Consider the following 20,875-nt stretch of genomic DNA (forward strand, 5'->3'; position numbering starts at 1 on the left):
CTCCTGGGACGGGCGGGAAGGGGGACCGCGAACGGCACCGCCACTGCACCCATCGTCTCCCACGTCCTTCCACCGGGCGAGCCGCGGTCGGCGTTTCCCACCGGTCGGCTGCACCGGGTCCAACGGAGGGAGGACGGCAGCGGTTCCCTCCCTCCCCCGCAGGGAGCACGCGCGCCGGGAGTGCCGGGCCGCCGCGCGCCCGGGTGTCGCGCTGCGCTGCCCCGCGGCGCACGCTGCGTGCCGCGCACTAGGGTGCGGTCCGTGCCGACCCCCGCCAAGCAGCCCGCGAGCTGGGCCTACGCCGAGCAGTTCGTCGCCGAGGACCAGGTCCTCCAGCGCGCCCGGGCCCGGGCCGCCGACCTGGAGTGCGACGCCGTCTCCCCCGGCGTCGCCGCCACCCTCACGGTGCTGGCCGCGGCCGTGCGCGCGCGCACGGTCGTCGAGGTCGGCACGGGCGCGGGCGTCTCGACCGTCGCGCTGCTGCGCGGCATGGCCGACGAGGGCGTCGTCACGTCGATCGACACCGACGGCGAGCACCAGCGGGCCGCGCGCGAGGCCGTCGCGGACGACGGCATCCGGACCAACCGCGCCCGGATGATCCCGGGCCGGGCCCTGGAGGTGCTGCCGCGGCTGACCGACGCCGCCTACGACCTGGTGCTGCTCGACGGCGACGAGCGCGAGTACTCCGCCTACCTCGAGCAGGCGCTGCGGCTGCTGCGCCCCGGGGGCCTCCTGGTCGTCGACGACGCGCTGTGGAAGGGCAAGGTCGCCGACCCCGCCGCGCGCGACGCCCAGACCGTGGCCGTGCGCGACCTCGGCCGCAGCGTCGTCGAGGACGACCGCTGGCTGCCCGCGCTGCTGCCGACGGGCGACGGGCTGCTGCTGGCGGTCAAGCGCAGCTGACCCCCGCGGGGGCCCGCCGCGAGCGGTCCTCAGGCCGCGAGCGGTCGCTCAGGCGGCGAGCGACTGCAGCCAGGCGAGCAGCAGCCGGGCCCCGAACCCCGTCGCGCCGCGGCCGACCTCGTGCTCGGCGCCGTCGGAGCGGGCCGGGCCCGCGATGTCGAGGTGCGCCCAGCGCCGGCCGCCCGCGAACGGCCGCAGGAACAGGGCGGCCAGGATCGACCCGGCGCCCGCGCCGGGCACCCCCGTGACCTGCCGGGAGTCGGCCAGGTCGGAGGCGATGAGGTCGACGTAGTCCTCGACCAGCGGCATCCGCCAGAGCCGCTCCCCCGACGCCGCCGAGGCCGCGAGCAGGGCGGCCGCCAGGTCGTCGTCGCCCGTGAACAGGGCGCCGTGGCGCTTGCCGAGGCCCTGCGTCGCGGCCCCCGTGAGCGTGGCCACGTCGACGACGACGTCCGGGTCGAGCTGCGCGTCGGCGTAGGCGAGGGCGTCGCCCAGGACGATGCGGCCCTCGGCGTCGGTGTTGGCGATCTCGGTCGTGCGCCCGCCGTGGTGGCGCACCACGTCGCCGGGACGGTAGCTGGCGGCCCCCAGCGCGTTCTCCGCCAGCGGCAGCAGGGCGGTGACCCGGACCGGGAGCCGCAGCTGAGCCGCGGCGACGACGGTGGCCAGGACCACGGCCGCACCCGCCATGTCGGTCTTCATCGCGACCATCGACTCGCGCGGCTTCAGCGACAGGCCGCCGGAGTCGAACGTGATGCCCTTGCCGACGAGGACCACGTGCGGGGCCCCGGCGGCGCCGCGGCCGCGCGGGACGTGCTGCAGCTGCACGAGCGCGGGCGGGGAGGCGGACCCGCCGCCGACGGCGAGGATGCCGCCGAAGCCCTCGGCCCGCAGCCGGTCCTCGTCGCGGACCTCGAGGCCCAGCCGGTGCTCGCGGGCGAGCTCGCGCGCCTGGCCGACCAGCCACGCCGGGTCCTTCAGGTTGGACGGCGTCGCGGCGAGGTCGCGGGCCAGCAGGGTCGCGCCCGCCGCCGCGGTGGCCGCCGCCACGTCGGCCGCGGCCACGTCGCCGACGAGCAGCAGCCGGCCCTCGCGCGCGGGGCCGGCGGCGCGGCGGCCGCTGCGGGGCGCCGTGTGCGCCGCCAGCAGGAAGCCCTCGACGACGGCCTGGACGCCGAGCGGGCCGACCCCGTCCGCGAGCGTCGTCACGACGTCGGCGGTGGCGCCCGCGGCCCGGGCCAGCGCGGCCCCCGCGCGGCGCAGGTCGGTGGGCGTGGAGGCGCCGACGCTCACGACGACGAGCTTGCGCGGCGCCCCCGCGGGGACGGCGACGGGCAGCCGGGTCGCCGTGCCGGCCTCGCCCGAGACGCCCTCCGCGGTGCACTCGGCGGCGAGGTCGACGCCGTAGCGCACCGCGGCGTCGGCGGCCCCGGGCCGCGGCTGGAGCACCGGCGGCGCAGTCGCGGTGTCGTCGGCCGGCGCGGAGCCGTCCTCGGCCGCGCTGGACGCGGCCGGTGGGCCGGCGGGAGCGGGGGCGACGGGCACCCCGAGGACCTCGTAGCCCGCCAGGGCGTCGGCGTCGAGCGCGGCCAGCGGACCCGGGGCGGTCAGGACGATCGGCGGGGTCCAGCGGCGCAGCTGGGGAGCGGCGGAGGTGGTGGTCACGGGGTGTCCTGCCTGCTCGGGGGTGCGGAGGGTCGGGTGGACGGACCGCGGGGCGGGCACCGTCCGGTGCCCGCCCCGCGGTGTCCCCTCAGCCGACGACCGAGGTGATGGCGTCTCCCAGGGCTCTGGCCTCGTCCGGGGTCATCTCGACGACGAGACGACCACCGCCCTCCAGCGGCATGCGCAGGACGATGCCGCGCCCTTCCTTGGTGACCTCCAGCGGACCGTCTCCGGTCCTCGGCTTCATGGCCGCCATCGGCGTGCGTCCTCTCTCGTCGTCTCGTGCGCGCGCTCGGGCTCGCGGCTGGAAGCCGCGATCGGCGTGTGGACGACCATTATCCCCACCCCGGGGCGGTGCTCGTGCGACCGGGCACCCGATCCCGCCGCGAGTCGCGCGTCCGCGTCACGGCGGCCAGTCCGCCGGTGGGGAGAACCGCCACAGCCAGGCGACCCAGACGACCTGCAGCGCAAGCGAAGCCACGACCAGGGCGCGCAGCGTGCCGCGGCTGCGCGGTCGCAGCGCGACGAGCCCGCCGAGCGGGAAGAGCAGGACGAGGTAGCGGAAGAGGCTCGTGAAGGGGTCGAGCACGAGCAGCAGGTAGCCGACGTAGGCCAGGCACCACGCGCGCACCTGCGGGCCGAGCAGCGCGGTGCGCCGCGACAGGACCCAGGCGGTGAACCCGGCGACGGCCGCGACGAGCAGGACGGGGCCGGCGACCGCGCCGAGGACGTACTGCGACACGCCCCACCACGGCTCGAGCCAGACCACCCTCCCGCCGGTCCGCCAGGCGCCCATGGTCGCGGTGTAGGCGTCGGCGCGGCCCGTGAGCCACCAGGCCGTGACGGGCCAGAGCAGGCCCGCCACCCCGGAGGCCGCGAGCAGGCCGAGCGCCCGGAGCACGGCCGCCGGGCCCGGGCGGACGCCGGCCGCACGGCCCGCGCGCGCCCGCAGCACCAGGTGGACGACGACGACGACCGTGAGCGGGACCGCCACGGGCCGCGAGAGACCGAGCAGCAGGGCCAGCAGCGCCGCCGGCAGGTAGCGCTCGCGCAGCAGCAGGAGCAGCACGGCCGCGAGCAGGGCGACGGCCAGGGCCTCGGTGTAGGCGACCTGGAACACCGGGGACACCGGCGAGCAGCAGAACAGCACGGCCGCGCTCCAGGCCGCGCGCCCGGCCACGACCGCACGCGCGCCGGTCGCGGCCACGGCGTGCCGGACGAGCGCGTGCACGAGCACGGCGGCCGCGGCGCCGCACACCAGCGAGACGCTCGCGCCCGCGGTCGCGAACGACACCCCGGTCGCCGACATCACGAGCCGGCACAGCAGCGGGAACAGCGGGTAGAACGCCAGCGCGGACTGGCGGGGGTCGCCGTCCTGCCCCAGCGGGACGCTCGCGGGGTAGCCCGTCTCGGCGATCTCCTCGTACCAGGTGGCGTCCCAGAGGGCGAGCACGTCGTGGTAGCCCGGGTCCTGCGGCGTCCAGATGCTCGGCTCCTGGAAGCGCGCGACCTCGGCCAGCACGGCCGCCGAGAAGACGCGCGCCAGCGCGTAGACGACGAGGACGCGCACGGCCGCGGGTGAGCGCAGCCAGCGCAGCGCCAGGCGGGTGCGCCAGGGCGCGCGGGGGCCTCGCGCGAGCACCGTCGGCGCGGTCGTCACGGCCGCGGTCGGCCCGCGTCGCCCCCGCCGGCCCCGCCTACCTCACCGGCCGGGAACGCCTCGCGCACCATGGCCCGCAGGACGGCCGTGAACGCGGCGCTGCCCAGCCAGCGCGGCACCGGCCCCGCCACCGCGGCGAGCGCGGCGAGCCACGCGGGCCGCACCCGGATGCGCTCCGTCCACTCCACCTGCGTGCGCCCGCCCCCGACGTCGCGGATCCCGATGGTCACGGTGCCGCCGAGCACGGCGCCGGTCTTGACCAGGTCGACGACGCCCGGGCGCCCCGCGGCCGGCGCGCGGAACCGCACGACCGTCATGGGGTCGTCCAGCACGAGCGGCCCCACCGCGCTGCGGCCGACGAACCGCTCGCCCGCCGCGGCCACGGGCCCGGGCAGCCGCTCGACGACCGTGCCGGGCACCCAGGCGGTCTGGCGCGGCCAGTCGGTCAGGACGGCGAAGACCGCGGCGGCGTCGGCGTCGACGAGCTGCCGCGCCGTGAAGGCCACGACCGCGCGGGTGCGCTCGGCGGGCGGCGGCGCGAGCGCGGCCACCTCCGCGGCGGGGAGCTCACTCACCGGCGCCGCGCCAGGCGGTGAGCTCGTCGTCGCGCTCGCGGATCTCGTCGCGCAGCTTCTCCAGGACCGCGTCCACCTCGTCCATCCGGTAGCCCCGCAGCCCGAGCGAGAAGCGGACGGCGTCCACGTCGGAGGCCACCACGGGGCCCTCGGGCAGGCCCACGTAGGGGCGGCTGCTCGTGGCCGGGCCCAGGCCGCCGGTGATGCGCCCCGAGGCGACGGCCGCGACCAGCCCGACGGCGACCAGCACCAGCACGAGCAGGACGAGCGTCACGAGCCGGTCTCCCCCGGCGCGACCCCGCCCGCCGGCCGGTCCTGCGGGCGCGGGAAGTCGACGAACGTGCCGACGATCTCGGAGGAGGGCAGCGTGACGCGCTCGCGCGGGGCGGACTCGAGGAAGTCGATCGCGTCCTCGGGGTCGTCGGTCCAGTGCAGGCAGTCGAAGATCAGGGGCCGGGCAAAGCCCTTGTCCACCAGCTGCTCCAGCCAGGTCCGCAACCCCGCGTAGTGCCCCTGCGAGTCCAGCACCGCGAGCGGCTTGGTGTGCAGGCCGATGGTCCGCGCGACCCAGATCTCGAAGAGCTCCTCCAGCGTGCCGAGGCCGCCCGGCAGCACGACGAAGGCGTCGGCGCGCGCGTCCATGAGGGCCTTGCGCTCGCGCATCTCGTCGGTGACCAGCAGCTCCGAGATGCCCTCGGGGGGCAGCTCCAGCTCCAGCAGCGCCCGCGGGATCACCCCGGTGGTGCGGGCCCCCGCGGCGCGCGCCGCGGCCTCGGCCGCTCCCATGACCGACGTCCCGCCGCCGCCGTAGACGAAGTCGTGACCGCGTTCACCGATGATCCGGCCCACGCGCGTGGCCAGCTCGACGTGGGCCGGGTCGATGCCCCCGCTCGCGCTGCCGTACAGGCAGATGGTGCTCACTCAGTCCCCCTCGTTCGCGGCCGCGCCCGCCGCGCCGGCCGCGGTCTCCAGGAGCCAGCCTCGCAGCACGCGCACGCACGTCTCGATCTCCTCGACCCGGCAGCGCTCGTCGTCGGCGTGCGCGGTGGCGTTGTCGCCCGGCCCGTAGTTGACGGCGGGCACGCCGAGGGCCGAGAAGCGGGCCACGTCGGTCCAGCCGTACTTCGGCAGCGGGTCGGTCCCCGTGCGCCGAACGAAGTCCGCGGCGGCCGGGCGGTCCAGGCCGGGCAGCGCCCCCTCGGCCACGTCGGTGACGCGGACGTCGAAGCCCGTGAACACCTCCCGCACGTGCGCCTCGGCCTCGGCCGCCGACCACCTGGGGGCGAAGCGGTGGTTGACGACGACCGTGCACGCGTCGGGGACGACGTTGCCCGCGATGCCACCGGAGATGCCCACGGCGTTCAGCGCCTCGCGGAAGACGAGCCCCTCGACCTCGACCTCGGCCGGGACGTGCTCGGCGAGGCGCGCCAGGACGGGGGCCGCGGCGTGGATCGCGTTGACACCGCGCCACGGGCGGGCCGAGTGCGCGGCCTTGCCGGTCGTCGTGACCTCGGCGCGCAGCGTGCCGTTGCAGCCGCCCTCGACGACCGCGGACGACGGCTCGAGGAGGACCGCGAAGTCCGCGGCCAGCGCGTCGGGGGCGTTGCGCGCGAGGCGGCCCAGCCCGTTGCGCGCGGCCTCGACCTCCTCGTGGTCGTAGAAGACGAAGGTGACGTCGCGCGCGAGGGCGTCGCCCGCGGCCGCGACGTCGCGGGCCAGCACGAGCTGCACCGCGACGCCGCCCTTCATGTCGCACGTGCCGCGACCGACGAGGACGTCGCCGTCCACGGGGTGCCGCTCGCGGCGCACGGGCAGGTTCGGCGGGTCGGTGAGCGGCACGGTGTCCAGGTGCCCCGCGAGCAGGACCCGCTCGGGGCGGCCCAGCCGGGTGCGGGCGACGACCGCGTCACCGTCGCGCAGCACCTCCAGGCCCGTGCCGCGCAGCGCGGCCTCCACGGCGTCGGCCAGGTCGGTCTCCTGTCCGCTCACCGAGGCGATGTCGCAGACGCGGCGGGTCAGCTCGACCGCGTCGAGGCTCGCGTCGGCGAGGTCGACGGGCGTCCCCGTCGTCGTGGTGGTCTGCGGGGTCCTCACGCGGAGCACCCTAACGAGGCCCGCGCCCGTCGACGCGGCCGTGGCGCGCGCACCCCGTAGGGTCGTCCGCGTGAACGAGCAGACGTCCTCGTCCCCCACCGCCGGCGGCTCGACGGCGGCCGGCGCCGCGCGGCGGCTCGCGTGGGGGCACGGCCTCGCGACCGCCGCCGAGGACGGCACCGTGCTCGACGTCTGGTACCCCTTCCCCGCCCTCGGGCCCAGCCCGCACACCGGCTCCTACGGCGTGCCCGCCGAGCTGGCGTCGCTGGAGGACTCCGACCCGCACCGCCGCGTGCGGCAGCGCGTGCTGACGACCGAGGTCGACCTGGACGCGCCGCCCGCCGACACCGCCGACGCCTACCTGCGCCTGCACCTGCTGTCCCACCGCCTCGTGCGGCCGCACGAGGTCGACCTCACGGGGATCTTCGGGGTGCTGGCCAACGTCGTGTGGACGAACCACGGGCCGTGCGCCGTGTCCGACTTCGAGCGCACCCGGCTCGCGCTGCGCGCCAACGTCGGGCCGGTCACCGTCCTGGGCATCGACAAGTTCCCCCGGATGACCGACTACGTGACGCCGACGGGCGTGCGCATCGCCGACGCCGACCGGGTCCGCCTCGGCGCGCACCTGGCCGCCGGCACGACCGTGATGCACGAGGGGTTCGTCAACTACAACGCCGGGACGCTCGGGACCTCGATGGTCGAGGGCCGCGTCTCCGCGGGCGTGGTCGTGGGCGACGGCAGCGACGTGGGGGGCGGCGCGTCGATCATGGGGACGCTGTCCGGCGGCGGCAAGGAGGTCGTCCGGATCGGCGAGCGCTGCCTGCTCGGCGCGAACTCCGGCACGGGGATCAGCCTGGGCGACGACTGCGTCGTGGAGGCGGGGACGTACATCACGGCCGGGACGAAGGTCACGCTGCTGAGCGCCGACGGCACGCCGGACCGCACGGTGCCCGCGCGGCTGCTGTCGGGGTCGGCGGGCCTGCTGTTCCGCCGCAACTCCGTCTCGGGGACCGTCGAGGCGCTGCCGCGCCGCGGCACGACGGTGGAGCTGAACCCTGCGCTGCACGCGAACTGACCGCTCCCCCCGGGCCCACCGCCGCCCCCGGACCGACCACTCCCCCCGGACCGAACCGGCCCGCGCGTGGTGACGCGACGCGTGGCGCGGGCCCGGCGCCGTCGCGTCGTCGTCCTCGTCGCCGTGGTGGCAGTCGTGGCAGCCGGCGCCGTGTGGTCCTCGCGCGACGACGACGCACCCGTGCTCGTGCCGCGGTGCACGGCCACGGTCGGCGGGGAGTCGACGTCCCTCACCCCGGAGCAGGCGGCCAACTCGGCCACGATCGTGGGCGCCGCGGTGCGCCGCGGTCTCCCCGCCCGCGCGGCGACCATCGCGATCGCCACCGCGATCCAGGAGTCCGGCCTGCGCAACCTCGACTACGGCGACCGCGACTCCCTGGGCCTGTTCCAGCAGCGGCCCTCGCAGGGCTGGGGCACCGAGGCGCAGGTGCAGGACCCGGTGTACGCGACCAACGCGTTCTACGACGGGCTCGTCGAGGTCGACGGCTACCGCGACATGGCGGTCACGGACGCCGCGCAGGCGGTGCAGCGCAGCGGCTTCCCCCTCGCCTACGGCGACCACGAGCAGGAGGGGCGGCTCGTGGCCTCGGCCCTGACCGGGTACACGCCGGGCGGGTTCACGTGCCGCCTGCAGCCGGCGGCGGCGGAGGCCGGCGAGGCGGGCGACGACGAGAACCCCGTGCCCCGCGCCGCGGCCGTCCGCGACGCCCTCGCCGTCCAGGTCACCCCGGTGGCGGCGCGGGTGGTGCCGGGGACCACCGGCCACGGGCTGGAGTACGACCTCGGCGACGGCGCGGACGCGGTGCGCACCGCGTGGGCCGTGGCGGGCTGGGCCGTCGCGTCGGCGGAGCGCTACGGCATCACCGAGGTCAGCGTCGACGGGTCCCGGTGGACGCGCACCGCGGGCGGGGCGTGGCGCACGACGGCGACGGGGGTGCCTCCCGGCGGCGTGCAGGTGCGCGTCGCGGAGTGAGTCGCGCCGCGCACCGCGGCCGGTACCGCAGGGGTCGTGTCAGCGGCCGGCGACGTCGGTGTAGTCGCGCTCGGTCTCGCCGACGTAGACCTGGCGCGGCCGGCCGATCTTGGTGGCCGGGTCCTGGATCATCTCGCGCCACTGCGCCACCCAGCCCGGCAGGCGGCCGAGGGCGAACAGGACCGTGAACATCTTCGTCGGGAAACCCATCGCCTTGTAGATGATGCCCGTGTAGAAGTCGACGTTCGGGTAGAGCTTGCGCTCGATGAAGTAGTCGTCGGAGAGGGCGATCTCCTCCAGGCGCATCGCGATGTCCAGCAGCTCGTCGCGCTTGCCGAGCTTGGACAGCACCTCGTCGGCGGTCTTCTTCACGATCGCCGCGCGCGGGTCGTAGTTCTTGTACACCCGGTGGCCGAAGCCCATCAGGCGCACGCCCTTCTCCTTGTTCTTGACCTTCGTCATGAACGTGTCGACGTCGTCGTCGGAGTCGCGGATCATCTCGAGCATGTCCAGCACCGCGGAGTTCGCGCCGCCGTGCAGCGGCCCCGACAGCGCGTGGATGCCGGCCGAGACCGACGCGAACAGGTTGGCCTGCCCGGAACCGACGAGGCGCACCGTCGACGTCGAGCAGTTCTGCTCGTGGTCGGCGTGCAGCACGAACAGCTGGTCCAGCGCCTTCACGAGCGTCGGGTCCAGCTCGTAGTCCTCGGCCGGGTTGCCGAACGCCAGGCGCGTGAAGTTCTCGACCAGCCCGAGGCGGTTGTCGGGGTACAGCAGCGGCTGCCCGAGGGACTTGCGGTGCGCGTACGCCGCGATCGTCGGCAGCTTGGCGAGCAGGCGGAACGTCGAGAGCTCGACCTGCTCGGTGTCGAAGGGGTTCAGGCTGTTCGGGTAGAACGTCGACAGCGCGCTCACGGCGCTGGACAGCACGGGCATGGGGTGGGCGTCGCGCGGGAAGCCGTCGAAGAACCGCTTGAGGTCCTCGTGCAGCAGCGTGTGCCGCTGGATCCGCTCGGTGAACGCCGACAGCTGCGACTCGGTCGGCAGCTCGCCGTGGATGAGGAGGTAGGAGACCTCGACGAACGAGGACTTCTCGGCCAGCTGCTCGATGGGGTACCCGCGGTAGCGCAGGATCCCCGCGTCGCCGTCGATGTAGGTGATGGCCGAGGTGCAGGACGCCGTGTTCGTGAAGCCGGAGTCGAGGGTGACGAGCCCCGTCTCCTTCATGAGGCTGCCGATGCCGAACCCGGAGGTCCCCTCGGTCGCCGGGGTCACGGGCAGGTCGAGCTCGCCACCTGCGTGCTTCAGGGTCACGGAGTCCGCCATGCGGCGACCGTACCCGCCCCCGCGGGCCGTCCCCAACGCGAGGTCGCCGTCACCGGGCGGCGCGCGGGCCGTCGCGCCGCCGCGTCCCCCCGACGGGGGACGGGCGGCGGCGGGGTCAGGCGCGCAGGTCGGCGAGCCGGCCGGGGACCTCGGCGATGCGCTCGTCCGTCGCCGTCAGGGCGATGCGGACGTGCCGCGCCCCGGCGGGGCCGTAGAAGTCCCCGGGGGCCGCGAGGACGCCGCGCGCGGCGAGCTCCGCGACCGTCGTGCGGCTGTCCGCACCGCGCGTGGCCCACAGGTACAGGCCCGCCCCCGAGGCGTCGACGCGGAACCCCGCGCCCTCCAGGGCGGTGCGGACCACGTCGCGCCGGGCGCGGTAGCGCTCGCGCTGGGCGTCCACGTGGGCGTCGTCGGCCAGCGCCGCGGCCAGCGCGACCTGCACGGGCCACGGCACGATCATCCCGGCGTGCTTGCGCACCGCCAGCAGCTCCCCCACCAGCGCCACGTCACCCGCGACGAAGGCCGCGCGGTAGCCCGCGAGGTTGGACTGCTTGGACGTCGAGTACACGCAGAGCAGCCCCGTGTGGTCGCCGCCGCAGACCCGCGGGTCCAGCAGCGACGGCACGAGACCGCCGCGCGCGGCGTCGTGGCGCTCGTCCCAGCCGAGCTCCGCGTAGCACTCGTCGCTCGCGACGACGATCCCCCGCTCGCGGGCCCACGCCACCACGGCGGCGAGCTCCTCGACCTCGAGCACCGCACCGGTCGGGTTGGACGGCGAGTTCAGCCACACGAGGCCGACCCGGCCCCCGGTCTGGAGCGCCTGCTCCTCGGCGGCCGCGAGCCCGGCGACGCCGTCGGCGACCGCGGGACGCGCCCCGGCCAGCCGGGCCCCGACGTCGTAGGTGGGGTAGGCGACACCGGGGTGGGCGACGACGTCGCCCGGGCCGAGGCCCAGCAGCAGCGGCAGCCAGGCCACGAGCTCCTTCGAGCCGATCGTCGGCAGCACGCCGTCGGGGTCGACGCCGGGCACCCCGCGGCGGCGGGCGAACCACGCGCTCACGGTCTCGCGCAGGGCGGGGGTGCCGTGGGTCTGCGGGTAGCCGGGGGCGTCGGCGGCGCCGCGCAGCGCCTCGGCCACGACCTCGGGCGTCGGGTCCACGGGCGTGCCGACCGACAGGTCGACGAGCCCGCCCGGGTGCGCCGCGGCGGTGGCCTTGGCCCCCGCGAGGGAGTCCCACGGGAAGTCGGGCAGGCCCGCGCCGCGGGGCCGCCGCGGCGCGGGGCCCGGTGACCCCGGGCGCACGGCGGCCGCGGCCTCCACCGTCAGTGCCCCTCGGCCTGCGGCGGCAGCGAGCTGACCGCGACGTGGTCGGCGTCGATCTCGCCGAGCTTCGCCGCGCCGCCGGGCGAGCCGATGGTGTCGAAGAACTCGACGTTGGCCGCCGTGAAGACCGACCACTGCTCGGGGACGTCGTCCTCGTAGTAGATGGCCTCGACGGGGCAGACCGGTTCGCAGGCGCCGCAGTCGACGCACTCGTCCGGGTGGATGTACAGGGAGCGCTTGCCCTCGTAGATGCAGTCGACGGGGCACTCCTCGATGCACGCCTTGTCCTTGACGTCCACGCAGGGCTGAGCGATGACGTAGGTCACAGGTGTCCTCCTCCTCCGGCTCCGGGTCCTCCGGCGCCGTGCAGTGACCGCGGGTGTGGTGGGTGCACGACGACGGGCGCGGGCCGGTGGTCCTCGACGGTGCTGCGCCCGGGCCCCCGGGCGCACCCGCCTAGTATCGCGGACTCCCGGGAACGCGACAGGCAGGAGGGGGCCCTGTGCCCGAGTCGACAGGGCCGGACGGCCTCGACGGCGGTGCGGGCGGCGGCCTCGCGCCGCGGCTCGTCCTGCGCCCGCACGAGCTGGTCGTGGGCGCCCGCGTCGTCGTGCGGCACCGGCTGGCCGACGGCTCGGCCGCCGACGCGCTGGGCGAGCTCCTGGACGCGGACGCCGAGCACCTCGTCGTCGGCACGCGCCGCGGTCCGGTCGTGGTGCGGCGGGCGGACGTCCTCGCGGCCAAGGGCGTCCCACCGCCGCCGCGGCGCCGGGCGGCGCCGCACCTCGCCGTGGCCCCCGACGACCTCGAGCGCGTGATGGCCGAGCACTGGCGCCCGCTCGAGCGCGAGCGCCTGGGCGAGTGGTGGCTGCGGGCCGCGCAGGGCTTCACGGGCCGCGCCAACTCCTGCCTCGCGGTGGGCGCGCCGGGCACGGGCCTGGCCGACGCGCTCGCCCGGGTCGAGGCCTTCTACGCGCGGCGGTCGCTGCCGCCGCGGTTCGCGGTGGTGCACGCCGCGGGCACCCTCGGCGCCGGGACCCCGCTGGCCGACGAGCTGTCCGCCCGCGGCTGGCGCGTCGACACCCCCACCGTCGTCATGACGGCCGCCGTCGACGACCTGCCCGCGGCCACCGAGGTGCCGCTGCCCACCGGCTGCACGCTCGACCGGACGCCGCGACCCGACGAGGACTGGCTCGGCGCCTACCACTACCGCGGGGGTGCGGCCGTGCCCCCCGCGGGGCGGGCGGTGCTCGTCTCGGCCGACGAGCAGGTCTTCGTCCGGGTCCGCGACGGCGACCGCACGGTGGCGGTGGCCCGCGGGTCGCTGTCGCCCGGCTGGGCCGGCCTGAGCGCGGTGGAGGTCGCCCCCTCCCACCGCCGCCGGGGCCTCGCCCGCCGGGTGCTCGCGGAGGTGGCCGACTGGGCCCGCGCCGCGGGCGCGACCTCGGCCTACCTGCAGGTGGCCGAGGCCAACGGGGGCGCGCGGGCGCTGTACGGGGCCGCGGGCTTCACCGTCCACCACGGGTACCACTACCGCCTCGCGCCCTGAGCCGGCGGGCGTCCGCGGCGCCCGGACGGCTGGCCACCCCGGTGGGCAGCCGCGATCATCGGCGGGGACCGGTCGACGACGAGAGGACGCCCCCGTGCCCCTGGGCCGCACCGCCGAGCACACCGAGGACGACCGCGAGCAGACGCTGCGGTGGGGGCACGGCGCGCTGACGCTCGAGCTGTCGCAGCCCGCGCACGGCCCCCTCGCGGTGACGCGGCTCCTCGCCGCGCCCTGCCCTGACGACACCGACGGCGGCGAGCACGACGACGCACCGGCCGGCGCCGCGGCGGGGACGGACCTCGACGCGGTCCCGCTGGTCGAGCTCCTGGCCGCCGGGCACGGCCGGGCCCGCGCCTCGATGCGGCTCGTGCGCACCGCGGTGGGGGCCCGGCTGCGGCTCGTCGGCTCCGCGCGCGACCGCGACGCCGCCGGGTCGCACCGGCTGCGGCTGGACCTGCGCGACACCGCGTCCGGGCTCGCCGTGTGGGTCGAGCTCACCTCCCCCGACGGCGTCGCGGCGCTGAGCAGCGTCGTCACCGTCACCAACGCGGGCGCTGCGGACGTGCTCCTGCAGTCGGTGACGAGCTGGGCGAGCCGGGTGCAGCCCGCGGGGGCCGGCACGGGCGTGCCCGCGGACGACCTCGTCCTGCTCGACGGCGTCTCGGACTGGGTCGGCGAGGGCCGCTGGCAGCGGCGGCCCCTGCGCGCGGCGGGCCTGGCGGACCTCTCGGCCGGCGCGCACGGCGGCGAGGGCCGCCAGGCGCTCGTCCGGCGCTCGCAGGGCACGTGGTCCACCGGCGGGCCGCACCCGCTCGGCGCGCTCAGCGCGGGCGACGGCACGACGTGGCTGTGGGAGGTCGCGAGCAGCGCGGGCTGGCGCTGGGAGGTCGGCGACGACGCCGCGGGCGCCTACCTCGCGCTCGCCGGGCCCACCGACGACGACCACGCCTGGGCGCAGCCGCTCGCCCCCGGCGAGAGCTGGACGTCGGTGCCCGCGGTCCTCGCGGTCGGCGCCGACCTCGACGCGGCCGTCGCCGCGCTCACCCGCCACCGGCGCGCCACGCGCCGCGCGCACCCCGACGACACGACGCTGCCGGTCGTCTTCAACGACTACATGAACACCCTGATGGGCGACCCGACCACGGCGAAGCTGCTCCCCCTCGTCGACGCGGCCGCCGACGCCGGCGCCGAGGTGTTCTGCATCGACGCGGGCTGGTACGACGACACGGGCGACTGGTGGGACACCGTCGGCGCCTGGGAACCCTCCACGGTGCGCTTCCCCGGGGGCCTGCGCGAGGTCACCGACCACGTCCGGGCCCGCGGCATGGTGGTGGGGCTGTGGCTGGAGCCCGAGGTGGTCGGCGTGCGCAGCCCCCTCGCGGGCACGCTGCCGCCCGAGGCGTTCTGGCAGCGCCACGGCCGCGTGCTCACCGAGCACGGCCGCCACCACCTGGACCTGGCGCACCCCGCGGCCCGCGCGCACCTCGACGCGGTCGTGGACCGGCTCGTGGGCGACTTCGGGGTCGGCTTCTTCAAGCTGGACTACAACGTCAACCCCGGCGCCGGCACGGACCGCGGCGGCGTGAGCCCCGGCGCGGGGCTGCTGCGGCACCACCGCGCGCACCTGGACTGGCTGACGGGCGTGCTGGACCGGCACCCGGAGCTGGTGCTGGAGAACTGCTCCTCGGGGGCCATGCGCGCGGACCGGGCGCTGCTGTCCGTGCTGCAGCTGCAGTCGACCTCCGACCAGCAGGACCCGCCGCGCTACGCACCCGTGGCGGCCGCCGCTCCCCTGGCGGTGCTGCCCGAGCAGGCCGCCAACTGGGCCTACCCGCAGCCCGGGATGGGCGCGGAGGAGGTCGCGGCGACCCTCGTGACGGGCCTGCTGTCGCGGATCTACGTCTCGGGCCACCTGCCGCGCATGGACGACGCGCAGCGGGCCCTGGTGCACGAGGCCGTCGCGGCGCACCGCGCGCTGCGGGGCGACCTCGTCGAGGCCGTGCCCGCCTGGCCGCTGGGCCTGCCCGGGTGGGAGGACCCGTGGGTCGCACTGGCGCTCACGGGCCCGCGCTCGACGCTGCTGAGCGTGTGGCACCGCGGCCCCGCGGGCGCCCCGGCGCGCCTGCGGCTGCCCGCGCTGCGCGGCCGGGACCTCGACGTCGCCCCCGTGTTCCCCGTCGCGCTACCGCGCTGGCCGTGGGCGTGGGACGCGGCGGCGGGCGTGCTCACGCTCGAGGCGCCCGCCGCGGGGTACACGGCGCGGTGCCTGCGCCTGACGCCGGCCTGACGGGCGCCCCCCGGCTGCTGCTGCGGCGGGCGGGCGGCCCGGACGCTCAGGCGCCCGCGGGCCGCGGGTCGGCGCCGACGGGCGCGCTGCGCAGGTCCACGACGCGCGGGACGTCCGCGTCGTCCCCCGGTCGCGGCAGCTCGTCCTGCGTCCACACCGGTCCGGCCGGCGGCGGTTCCGCCGCCGCCGGTTCCGCCGCCGCCTGGTCGCGGGCCGCCTCGAGGACGTCGGTGATCTCGGCACCGATGAGCTCGTGGCGGGTCACGAGGGCGTCGCGCAGGGCGGCGACGAGGTGGGTGTGGCGGCCCAGCAGCTCCTGCACGGCCGTCTTCTGCTCCACCAGCAGCGCCTCGACCATGCGGCGGCCCTCGGCGTCGCCCAGCACGCGCGAGACGAGGTTGCCGTCGGCGAACGCGCCGTTCTGCACGGCCGCGAAGGAGATCAGCGTTCCCGCCATGCCGGCCGCGCCGACCATCTGCGCCGCGGTCTGCGTGGCCGCCTGCAGGTCGCCCGAGGGACCCGTGGAGACGTCGCCGAAGAACAGCTCCTCGGCGACCTGGCCGCCGAACGCGATCTGGACGAGCCCCGCCAGCTCGGTGCGCGAGCGCGTGTAGACGTCCTCGGTGTCGCCGTGCGCCAGCAGGCCCAGGGCGTCGGCGCGCTTGACGATCGTGAGGACCTCCAGCCGGCGCTGCGGCGCCACGAGCCACGCGACGACGGCGTGCCCGGCCTCGTGCGTCGCGATCAGGCGGCGCTCGTGGTCGGTGTACGCCACGGGCTGGCCGAGGCCGACCTCCGTGACGAGGCGGGCGTGCTCGAGGTCGGTCCAGGACATCCCGGGCGCCGCGCGGCGGACCGCGTTGACGAGGGCCTCGTCCAGGAGGTTCTCGATCATCACGGGGCTGTAGCCCGTCGTGATCGCCGCGAGCGCGTCGCGGCGCTCGTCGGTGTCCAGCGCGGCGTCGTGGGACTTGCGCGCCAGGAAGTGGTCGACGAGGTCGCGGCGGCCGTGCTTGTCGGGCAGGCCGAACGTGAGGCGGCGGTCGAAGCGACCGGGCCGCAGCAGCGCGGGGTCGAGGGCGTCGGCGCGGTTCGTCGCGGCGATGAGCAGCACCTCGACGGGTTCCGCCGCGCTGCGCTGCAGCTGCCGGTGGGCCGGCAGGTAGCGGTTGACCGCGTCGAACAGCTTGCCCTGCAACGACTGCCACCCGGTGGGTTCGTCGAAGGACTGCATCTGGACGAGGAGCTCGTTGACGACGCCGCTGGCGCCCTCGCTGGTCGCGACCCGCTCCACGCGCACCCCCGCCGCGGCGGCGACGCTGACGAGGCCCGTGAGCCCGCCGCAGGACACGACGGAGGACGCCTGGCCGGGCGCGGCGACCGCGGCGTTCATGCCCCCGCGGGCCCCGGCGATCGCGTCGATCTCCTCGATGAACCCGATCGCGCCGCCCTCGGCGCGCGCGGCGCGGCGCAGCGCCTTGAAGTACGAGCGGAGCTTGCGGGCCGTCGCGCCGTACCACATCGACTGGAACGAGGTCGCGGAGACGAAGAGGAACGGGACCCCGGCCTCCCGGGCCATCGCCTTGGCCATGTGCGTCTTGCCGGTGCCGGGCGGGCCCTCGAACAGCAGGCCGCGGCGCGGGCGCCCGCCCATGTCCCGGCGGAAGCTGCGGGCCGCGAGGAACAGGTCGAGGCTGCGCTCGACGTCCTCCTTCACGGCGCCCAGGCCGACGACGTCGTCCAGGCCGACGTCGATCTGCTCGGGCCGGTAGAGCACGTGCGGGGAGCGGCCGGCGACGAGGGTCTGGCCGAGCAGCACGGCGATGAGCACCGCGAAGAACAGGCCCGACATGAGGTAGATCGGGTCGACCTGCGGCAGGGCCGGCAGCAGCGGGGCGCCCGTGGCGAGGCGGACGTCGACGACGAGCAGGACGGCGAGGACGGTCAGCAGCAGCACGCGGGTGCGGCGGCGACGGTGCCGCTCGCGCGTGCGCCCCACGTCCGCCGCGTCCCGGCGGCGGCGCGGCGCGGGCGTGCCGCCCGCCGCGGCCTGCTCCTCGGAGGGGCTGACCTGCTGGGCCACGGCGGCTCCTCTCGTCGCGGCCGCGCGAGGGACCCGGCCGCGCCCCACCCAACCCTGCCGGCGCACTGCGTGCGCCCCACATCGACCGTCCGTGACCAGGACGGGTGAGCGGTTCACCCGGGTGGCGCAACGCGCGCGACGCTGCGCGACTCCGGGGACCGCTCCGGGCGGGCGCCGCGCGTCAGGACAGGGCGATCCCCGCGAACAGGTCGGTCTCGCGGCCGTCCGCGTCGAACGGCCCGCCGGGCACGCCGTGCGCCAGGCGGTAGTGCTCGAGCGGCTGCAGGGGCTGCGGCACGTCGTTGCTGAGCCGCATCGCCGGCACGGGGGCGTCGAGGTCGAGCGTCAGCTGGGTGGCGTGCGCCCGCAGGGCCGCGAGCTTGGCGGCCATCTGCCCCGACGCGTCCACGACGGTCGTGACCTCCGCGTCGGGCACGACCGCGCTCGGCAGGGGCCCCTCGGGGTCGGCCGCCCCCGGGGCACCCGCCGCGGCCAGCGCCGCGAGGCCCGCGCGGGCCAGGCTCTCGGGCTGCACGCTCCAGTAGACCTTCGCGACCGCCCACGGCACGACGTCCGGCTGCTCGCGGTCCTCACCGGCGGCCAGGACCAGCGCCCGCGTCGTGGCCTCGTGGACGCGGACGTGGTCGGGGTGGCCGTAGCCGCCGCCCGGTTCGTACGTCACGACGACCTGGGGGCGGACCTCGCGGACCACGTCGGCGATGCGCTGCGCGACCTCCTCGGGGTCGGCCGCCACCAGCGAGCGCGGGTCGACCTCGTCGCCCACGGCGGCCTGGCCGGGTCGCAGCCAGACCATGCCGGAGTCGCGGTAGCCGGAGCCGTCGCGGCGGGCGAGGAAGCGGTGGTCCTCGACGCCGAGGGCCTCCATCGCGGTCGCCAGCTCCCGCGTGCGGTGCTCGGCGAGCTCGTCGGGGCCCAGGTGCGCCAGCTCGGCGGGGACGACGTCGCCCAGCTCGCCGCGCGTCGCGGTCAGGAGCGTCACCGACGCGCCGGCCTGCGCGTAGCGGGCCATGGTGCCGCCCGTGCCGATGGTCTCGTCGTCGGGGTGGGCGTGCACGAAGAGCAGCCGGCGGGGCTGGTCGAGGCGCTCCATCGACTCCAGCCCGGCCGGGTCCAGCTCCCCCGCGACGTCGTCGACGAGGTCGGCGGCCGCCTCCAGCGCGTCGTGCGACGCGGTCCCCGCGCCGGCGGTCTCGCCCGGCAGCACGGGTGCCGCACCGGGGTCCTCGGACGGTCCAGGCAGAGTCGTCATGGGCCCATCCTGCCCGTCCACCGCGCCCACCCGTCCACCGCGCCCGGGTGGACCCCGGACGCGACGGACCCCCGGGGCCGGGGCACCGGGGGTCCGTGAGGCGGCGGTGGGCCGCCGCGGGGGGAGGTCAGGCCCGGCGGGCCTTCGCGGACCCCTTGGCCCGCGCGCTGGCCGCGAGCTCGACCTTGCGGATGCGCACGGCCTCCGGGGTCACCTCGACGCACTCGTCCTCGCGGCAGAACTCCAGCGACTGCTCCAGCGAGAGGTGCCGCGGGGGCACGAGGCGCTCGAACTCGTCGGAGGTCGACGACCGCATGTTGGAGAGCTTCTTCTCCTTGGTGATGTTCACGTCCATGTCGTCGGCGCGGGAGTTCTCCCCGACGATCATGCCCTCGTAGACCTCGGCCGTCGGCTCGATGAACATCTGCCCGCGCTCCTGCAGGTTCGTCATCGCGAACGCGGTGGCGGCACCGGCGCGGTCGGCGACGAGCGAACCCGAGTTGCGGGTGCGGATGTCGCCCGCCCAGTGGTCGTACTTCGCGAACAGCGCGTGCGCGATGCCGGTGCCTCGGGTGTCGGTGAGGAACTCGGTGCGGAACCCGATGAGCCCGCGCGAGGGGACGTAGAACTCCATGCGCACCCAGCCGGTGCCGTGGTTCGTCATCGTCTCCATGCGGCCCTTGCGCGCCGCGAGCAGCTGCGTGATGGCGCCCAGGTACTCCTCGGGGGAGTCGATCGTCAGGTTCTCGAAGGGTTCGAGGACCTTGCCGGCCTCGTCCTTGCGCAGCACCACCTGCGGCTTGCCGACGGTGAGCTCGTAGCCCTCGCGGCGCATCTGCTCGACGAGGATGGCCAGCGCCAGCTCACCGCGGCCCTGCACCTCCCAGGCGTCGGGGCGCTCGGTGGGCAGGACGCGGATCGACACGTTGCCGACCAGCTCCTTCTCCAGCCGGTCCTTCACGAGGCGCGCCGTGACCTTGGCGCCCTTGACGCGGCCGGCCATCGGCGAGGTGTTGATGCCGATCGTCATGGAGATGGCGGGCTCGTCGACCGTGATGAGCGGCAGCGGGCGCGGGTCCTCCGGGTCGGCGAGCGTCTCGCCGATGGTGATGCCCTCGATGCCGGCGACGGCGACGATGTCGCCCGGGCCGGCCTTCTCGCCGGGCACGCGGGTGACGGCCTCGGTCACGAGCAGCTCGGTGACCTTGACGCGCTCGATCGTCCCGTCGTGCTTGCACCACGCGACCTGCTGACCCTTGACGAGCTCGCCCGAGAAGATCCGCAGCAGCGCGAGGCGGCCGAGGAAGGGCGAGGCGTCGAGGTTGGTGACGTGCGCCTGCAGCGGGGTCTCGGGGTCGTAGACCGGCGCCGGGATCGTGTCGATGATCGTCTGGAACAGCGGGACGAGGTCCTCGGCGTCCGGCAGGCCACCGTCCTCGGGCTGGTTCAGCGAGGCGCGGCCGTTCTTCGCCGAGGCGTAGACGACGGGGACCGCGAGCAGCTTGTCGACGTCGATGCCCTCGACGTCGGAACCGAGGTCGAGCAGCAGGTCGATGCTCTCCTCCACGACGGCCGCGATGCGGGCGTCGGGCCGGTCGACCTTGTTGACGAGGATCACGACGGGCATCCCGGCCGCGAGGGCCTTGCGCAGCACGAAGCGGGTCTGCGGCAGCGGGCCCTCGGAGGCGTCGACCAGCAGGACGACGCCGTCGACCATGCTCAGCCCGCGCTCGACCTCGCCACCGAAGTCGGCGTGGCCCGGGGTGTCGATGATGTTGATGGTCATGCCGCCCTCGGGCGACCCCGGGCCGGTGTAGCGGACCGAGGTGTTCTTCGCGAGGATCGTGATGCCCTTCTCGCGCTCGAGGTCACCGGAGTCCATGACGCGGTCGGCGACGTCGGCGTTGGCGCGGAAGGCGCCGGACTGCCAGAGCATCGCGTCGACGAGGGTGGTCTTGCCGTGGTCGACGTGGGCGACGATCGCGACGTTGCGCAGGTCGTCACGGGTGCTCAAGGGCATGGGGGTGCTCGCTCCGCGGGAGAGGGTGTCGACGGGTGTCACGGGGGTGGTTCGCCCCAGCCTACCTCCCGG

Annotated in this window: 18 protein-coding genes; 5 read left to right on the forward strand and 13 right to left on the reverse strand. The window is 76.4% G+C overall.

The window, feature by feature from the left end; translation table 11 throughout:
* Window positions 1–261 precede the first annotated feature (261 nt).
* Window positions 262–903 (forward strand): class I SAM-dependent methyltransferase, encoded by a 642-nt coding sequence (locus tag GTR02_RS04090; protein WP_166606205.1) that lies wholly within the window; start codon window positions 262–264, stop codon window positions 901–903.
* A gap of 48 nt (window positions 904–951) precedes the next feature.
* Here the strand turns inward: GTR02_RS04090 and GTR02_RS04095 are convergent, their stop codons facing one another.
* The 7 genes from GTR02_RS04095 to dapE all read right to left on the reverse strand — a co-directional run bounded on the left by GTR02_RS04095 (window position 952) and on the right by dapE (window position 6,897).
* Window positions 952–2,568, reverse strand: coding sequence for a M17 family metallopeptidase (locus GTR02_RS04095; RefSeq protein ID WP_205708594.1), 1,617 nt, complete (start codon window positions 2,566–2,568; stop codon window positions 952–954).
* An 88-nt stretch (window positions 2,569–2,656) separates the two neighbouring features.
* Window positions 2,657–2,824, reverse strand: a complete 168-nt coding sequence (locus GTR02_RS04100) for a DUF3117 domain-containing protein (RefSeq protein ID WP_166606206.1) — start codon at window positions 2,822–2,824, stop codon at window positions 2,657–2,659.
* 147 nt (window positions 2,825–2,971) lie between these two features.
* Window positions 2,972–4,228 (reverse strand): mannosyltransferase family protein, encoded by a 1,257-nt coding sequence (locus tag GTR02_RS04105; RefSeq protein WP_166606207.1) that lies wholly within the window; start codon window positions 4,226–4,228, stop codon window positions 2,972–2,974.
* Window positions 4,225–4,803 (reverse strand): SRPBCC family protein, encoded by a 579-nt coding sequence (locus GTR02_RS04110; RefSeq protein WP_166606208.1) that lies wholly within the window; start codon window positions 4,801–4,803, stop codon window positions 4,225–4,227. The genes GTR02_RS04105 and GTR02_RS04110 overlap by 4 nt, the downstream gene beginning before the upstream one ends.
* Window positions 4,796–5,077 (reverse strand): DivIVA domain-containing protein, encoded by a 282-nt coding sequence (locus tag GTR02_RS24160; RefSeq protein WP_166606209.1) that lies wholly within the window; start codon window positions 5,075–5,077, stop codon window positions 4,796–4,798. The genes GTR02_RS04110 and GTR02_RS24160 overlap by 8 nt, the downstream gene beginning before the upstream one ends.
* Window positions 5,074–5,724 carry a TIGR00730 family Rossman fold protein gene (locus tag GTR02_RS04120; RefSeq protein ID WP_166606210.1) on the reverse strand — a complete coding sequence of 217 codons (651 nt, stop codon included), beginning with the start codon at window positions 5,722–5,724 and terminating at the stop codon, window positions 5,074–5,076. The genes GTR02_RS24160 and GTR02_RS04120 overlap by 4 nt, the downstream gene beginning before the upstream one ends.
* Window positions 5,725–6,897 carry a succinyl-diaminopimelate desuccinylase gene (gene dapE / locus GTR02_RS04125; protein ID WP_166606211.1) on the reverse strand — a complete coding sequence of 391 codons (1,173 nt, stop codon included), beginning with the start codon at window positions 6,895–6,897 and terminating at the stop codon, window positions 5,725–5,727. It lies immediately after the preceding gene.
* 70 nt (window positions 6,898–6,967) lie between these two features.
* Here dapE and dapD point away from each other — a divergent pair, with 70 nt between their 5' ends.
* Entirely contained in the window at window positions 6,968–7,972 is a 1,005-nt protein-coding gene (gene dapD / locus GTR02_RS04130; RefSeq protein ID WP_166606212.1) for a 2,3,4,5-tetrahydropyridine-2,6-dicarboxylate N-succinyltransferase, read from the forward strand.
* Between the two features lie 81 nt (window positions 7,973–8,053).
* Window positions 8,054–8,944, forward strand: coding sequence for a hypothetical protein (locus GTR02_RS04135; RefSeq protein WP_420814686.1), 891 nt, complete (start codon window positions 8,054–8,056; stop codon window positions 8,942–8,944).
* A gap of 39 nt (window positions 8,945–8,983) precedes the next feature.
* On the opposite strand, the gene GTR02_RS04140 is transcribed toward GTR02_RS04135, so the two are convergent.
* From GTR02_RS04140 to fdxA, 3 genes are all read right to left on the reverse strand, one after another.
* Window positions 8,984–10,270, reverse strand: a complete 1,287-nt coding sequence (locus GTR02_RS04140; RefSeq protein ID WP_166606214.1) for a citrate synthase — start codon at window positions 10,268–10,270, stop codon at window positions 8,984–8,986.
* Window positions 10,271–10,385: 115 nt separating this feature from the next.
* Complete coding sequence (gene dapC / locus GTR02_RS04145; protein ID WP_338073563.1) at window positions 10,386–11,573, reverse strand: succinyldiaminopimelate transaminase; 1,188 nt, start codon at window positions 11,571–11,573, stop codon at window positions 10,386–10,388.
* A 20-nt stretch (window positions 11,574–11,593) separates the two neighbouring features.
* Window positions 11,594–11,920 carry a ferredoxin gene (gene fdxA / locus GTR02_RS22345; RefSeq protein ID WP_276610643.1) on the reverse strand — a complete coding sequence of 109 codons (327 nt, stop codon included), beginning with the start codon at window positions 11,918–11,920 and terminating at the stop codon, window positions 11,594–11,596.
* A gap of 176 nt (window positions 11,921–12,096) precedes the next feature.
* Between fdxA and GTR02_RS24165 the strand changes: the two genes are divergently transcribed.
* Window positions 12,097–13,143, forward strand: a complete 1,047-nt coding sequence (locus GTR02_RS24165; RefSeq protein ID WP_166606216.1) for a GNAT family N-acetyltransferase — start codon at window positions 12,097–12,099, stop codon at window positions 13,141–13,143.
* A 94-nt stretch (window positions 13,144–13,237) separates the two neighbouring features.
* Complete coding sequence (locus GTR02_RS04160) at window positions 13,238–15,430, forward strand: alpha-galactosidase (protein ID WP_205708597.1); 2,193 nt, start codon at window positions 13,238–13,240, stop codon at window positions 15,428–15,430.
* Between the two features lie 46 nt (window positions 15,431–15,476).
* Here the strand turns inward: GTR02_RS04160 and GTR02_RS04165 are convergent, their stop codons facing one another.
* The 3 genes from GTR02_RS04165 to typA all read right to left on the reverse strand — a co-directional run bounded on the left by GTR02_RS04165 (window position 15,477) and on the right by typA (window position 20,803).
* Window positions 15,477–17,513 (reverse strand): AAA family ATPase, encoded by a 2,037-nt coding sequence (locus GTR02_RS04165; RefSeq protein ID WP_166606217.1) that lies wholly within the window; start codon window positions 17,511–17,513, stop codon window positions 15,477–15,479.
* 181 nt (window positions 17,514–17,694) lie between these two features.
* Window positions 17,695–18,783: an N-acetyl-1-D-myo-inositol-2-amino-2-deoxy-alpha-D-glucopyranoside deacetylase gene (gene mshB / locus GTR02_RS04170; RefSeq protein WP_205708598.1), complete on the reverse strand. Its 1,089-nt coding sequence runs from the start codon at window positions 18,781–18,783 to the stop codon at window positions 17,695–17,697.
* Window positions 18,784–18,910: 127 nt separating this feature from the next.
* Window positions 18,911–20,803 carry a translational GTPase TypA gene (gene typA / locus GTR02_RS04175; protein WP_166606218.1) on the reverse strand — a complete coding sequence of 631 codons (1,893 nt, stop codon included), beginning with the start codon at window positions 20,801–20,803 and terminating at the stop codon, window positions 18,911–18,913.
* Window positions 20,804–20,875: the final 72 nt, after the last annotated feature.

The sequence above is a fragment of the Kineococcus siccus genome (genome assembly GCF_009906795.1).
GTDB lineage: Bacteria > Actinomycetota > Actinomycetes > Actinomycetales > Kineococcaceae > Kineococcus > Kineococcus siccus.

Excerpts from the sequence above, each read along its gene's own strand:
- mshB (WP_205708598.1), bottom strand. The coding sequence starts at position 18,783 with ATGACGACTCTGCCTGGACCGTCCGAGGACCCCGGTGCGGCACCCGTG.
- GTR02_RS04140 (WP_166606214.1), bottom strand. The coding sequence starts at position 10,270 with ATGGCGGACTCCGTGACCCTGAAGCACGCAGGTGGCGAGCTCGACCTG.
- typA (WP_166606218.1), bottom strand. The coding sequence starts at position 20,803 with ATGCCCTTGAGCACCCGTGACGACCTGCGCAACGTCGCGATCGTCGCC.
- GTR02_RS04100 (WP_166606206.1), bottom strand. The coding sequence starts at position 2,824 with ATGGCGGCCATGAAGCCGAGGACCGGAGACGGTCCGCTGGAGGTCACC.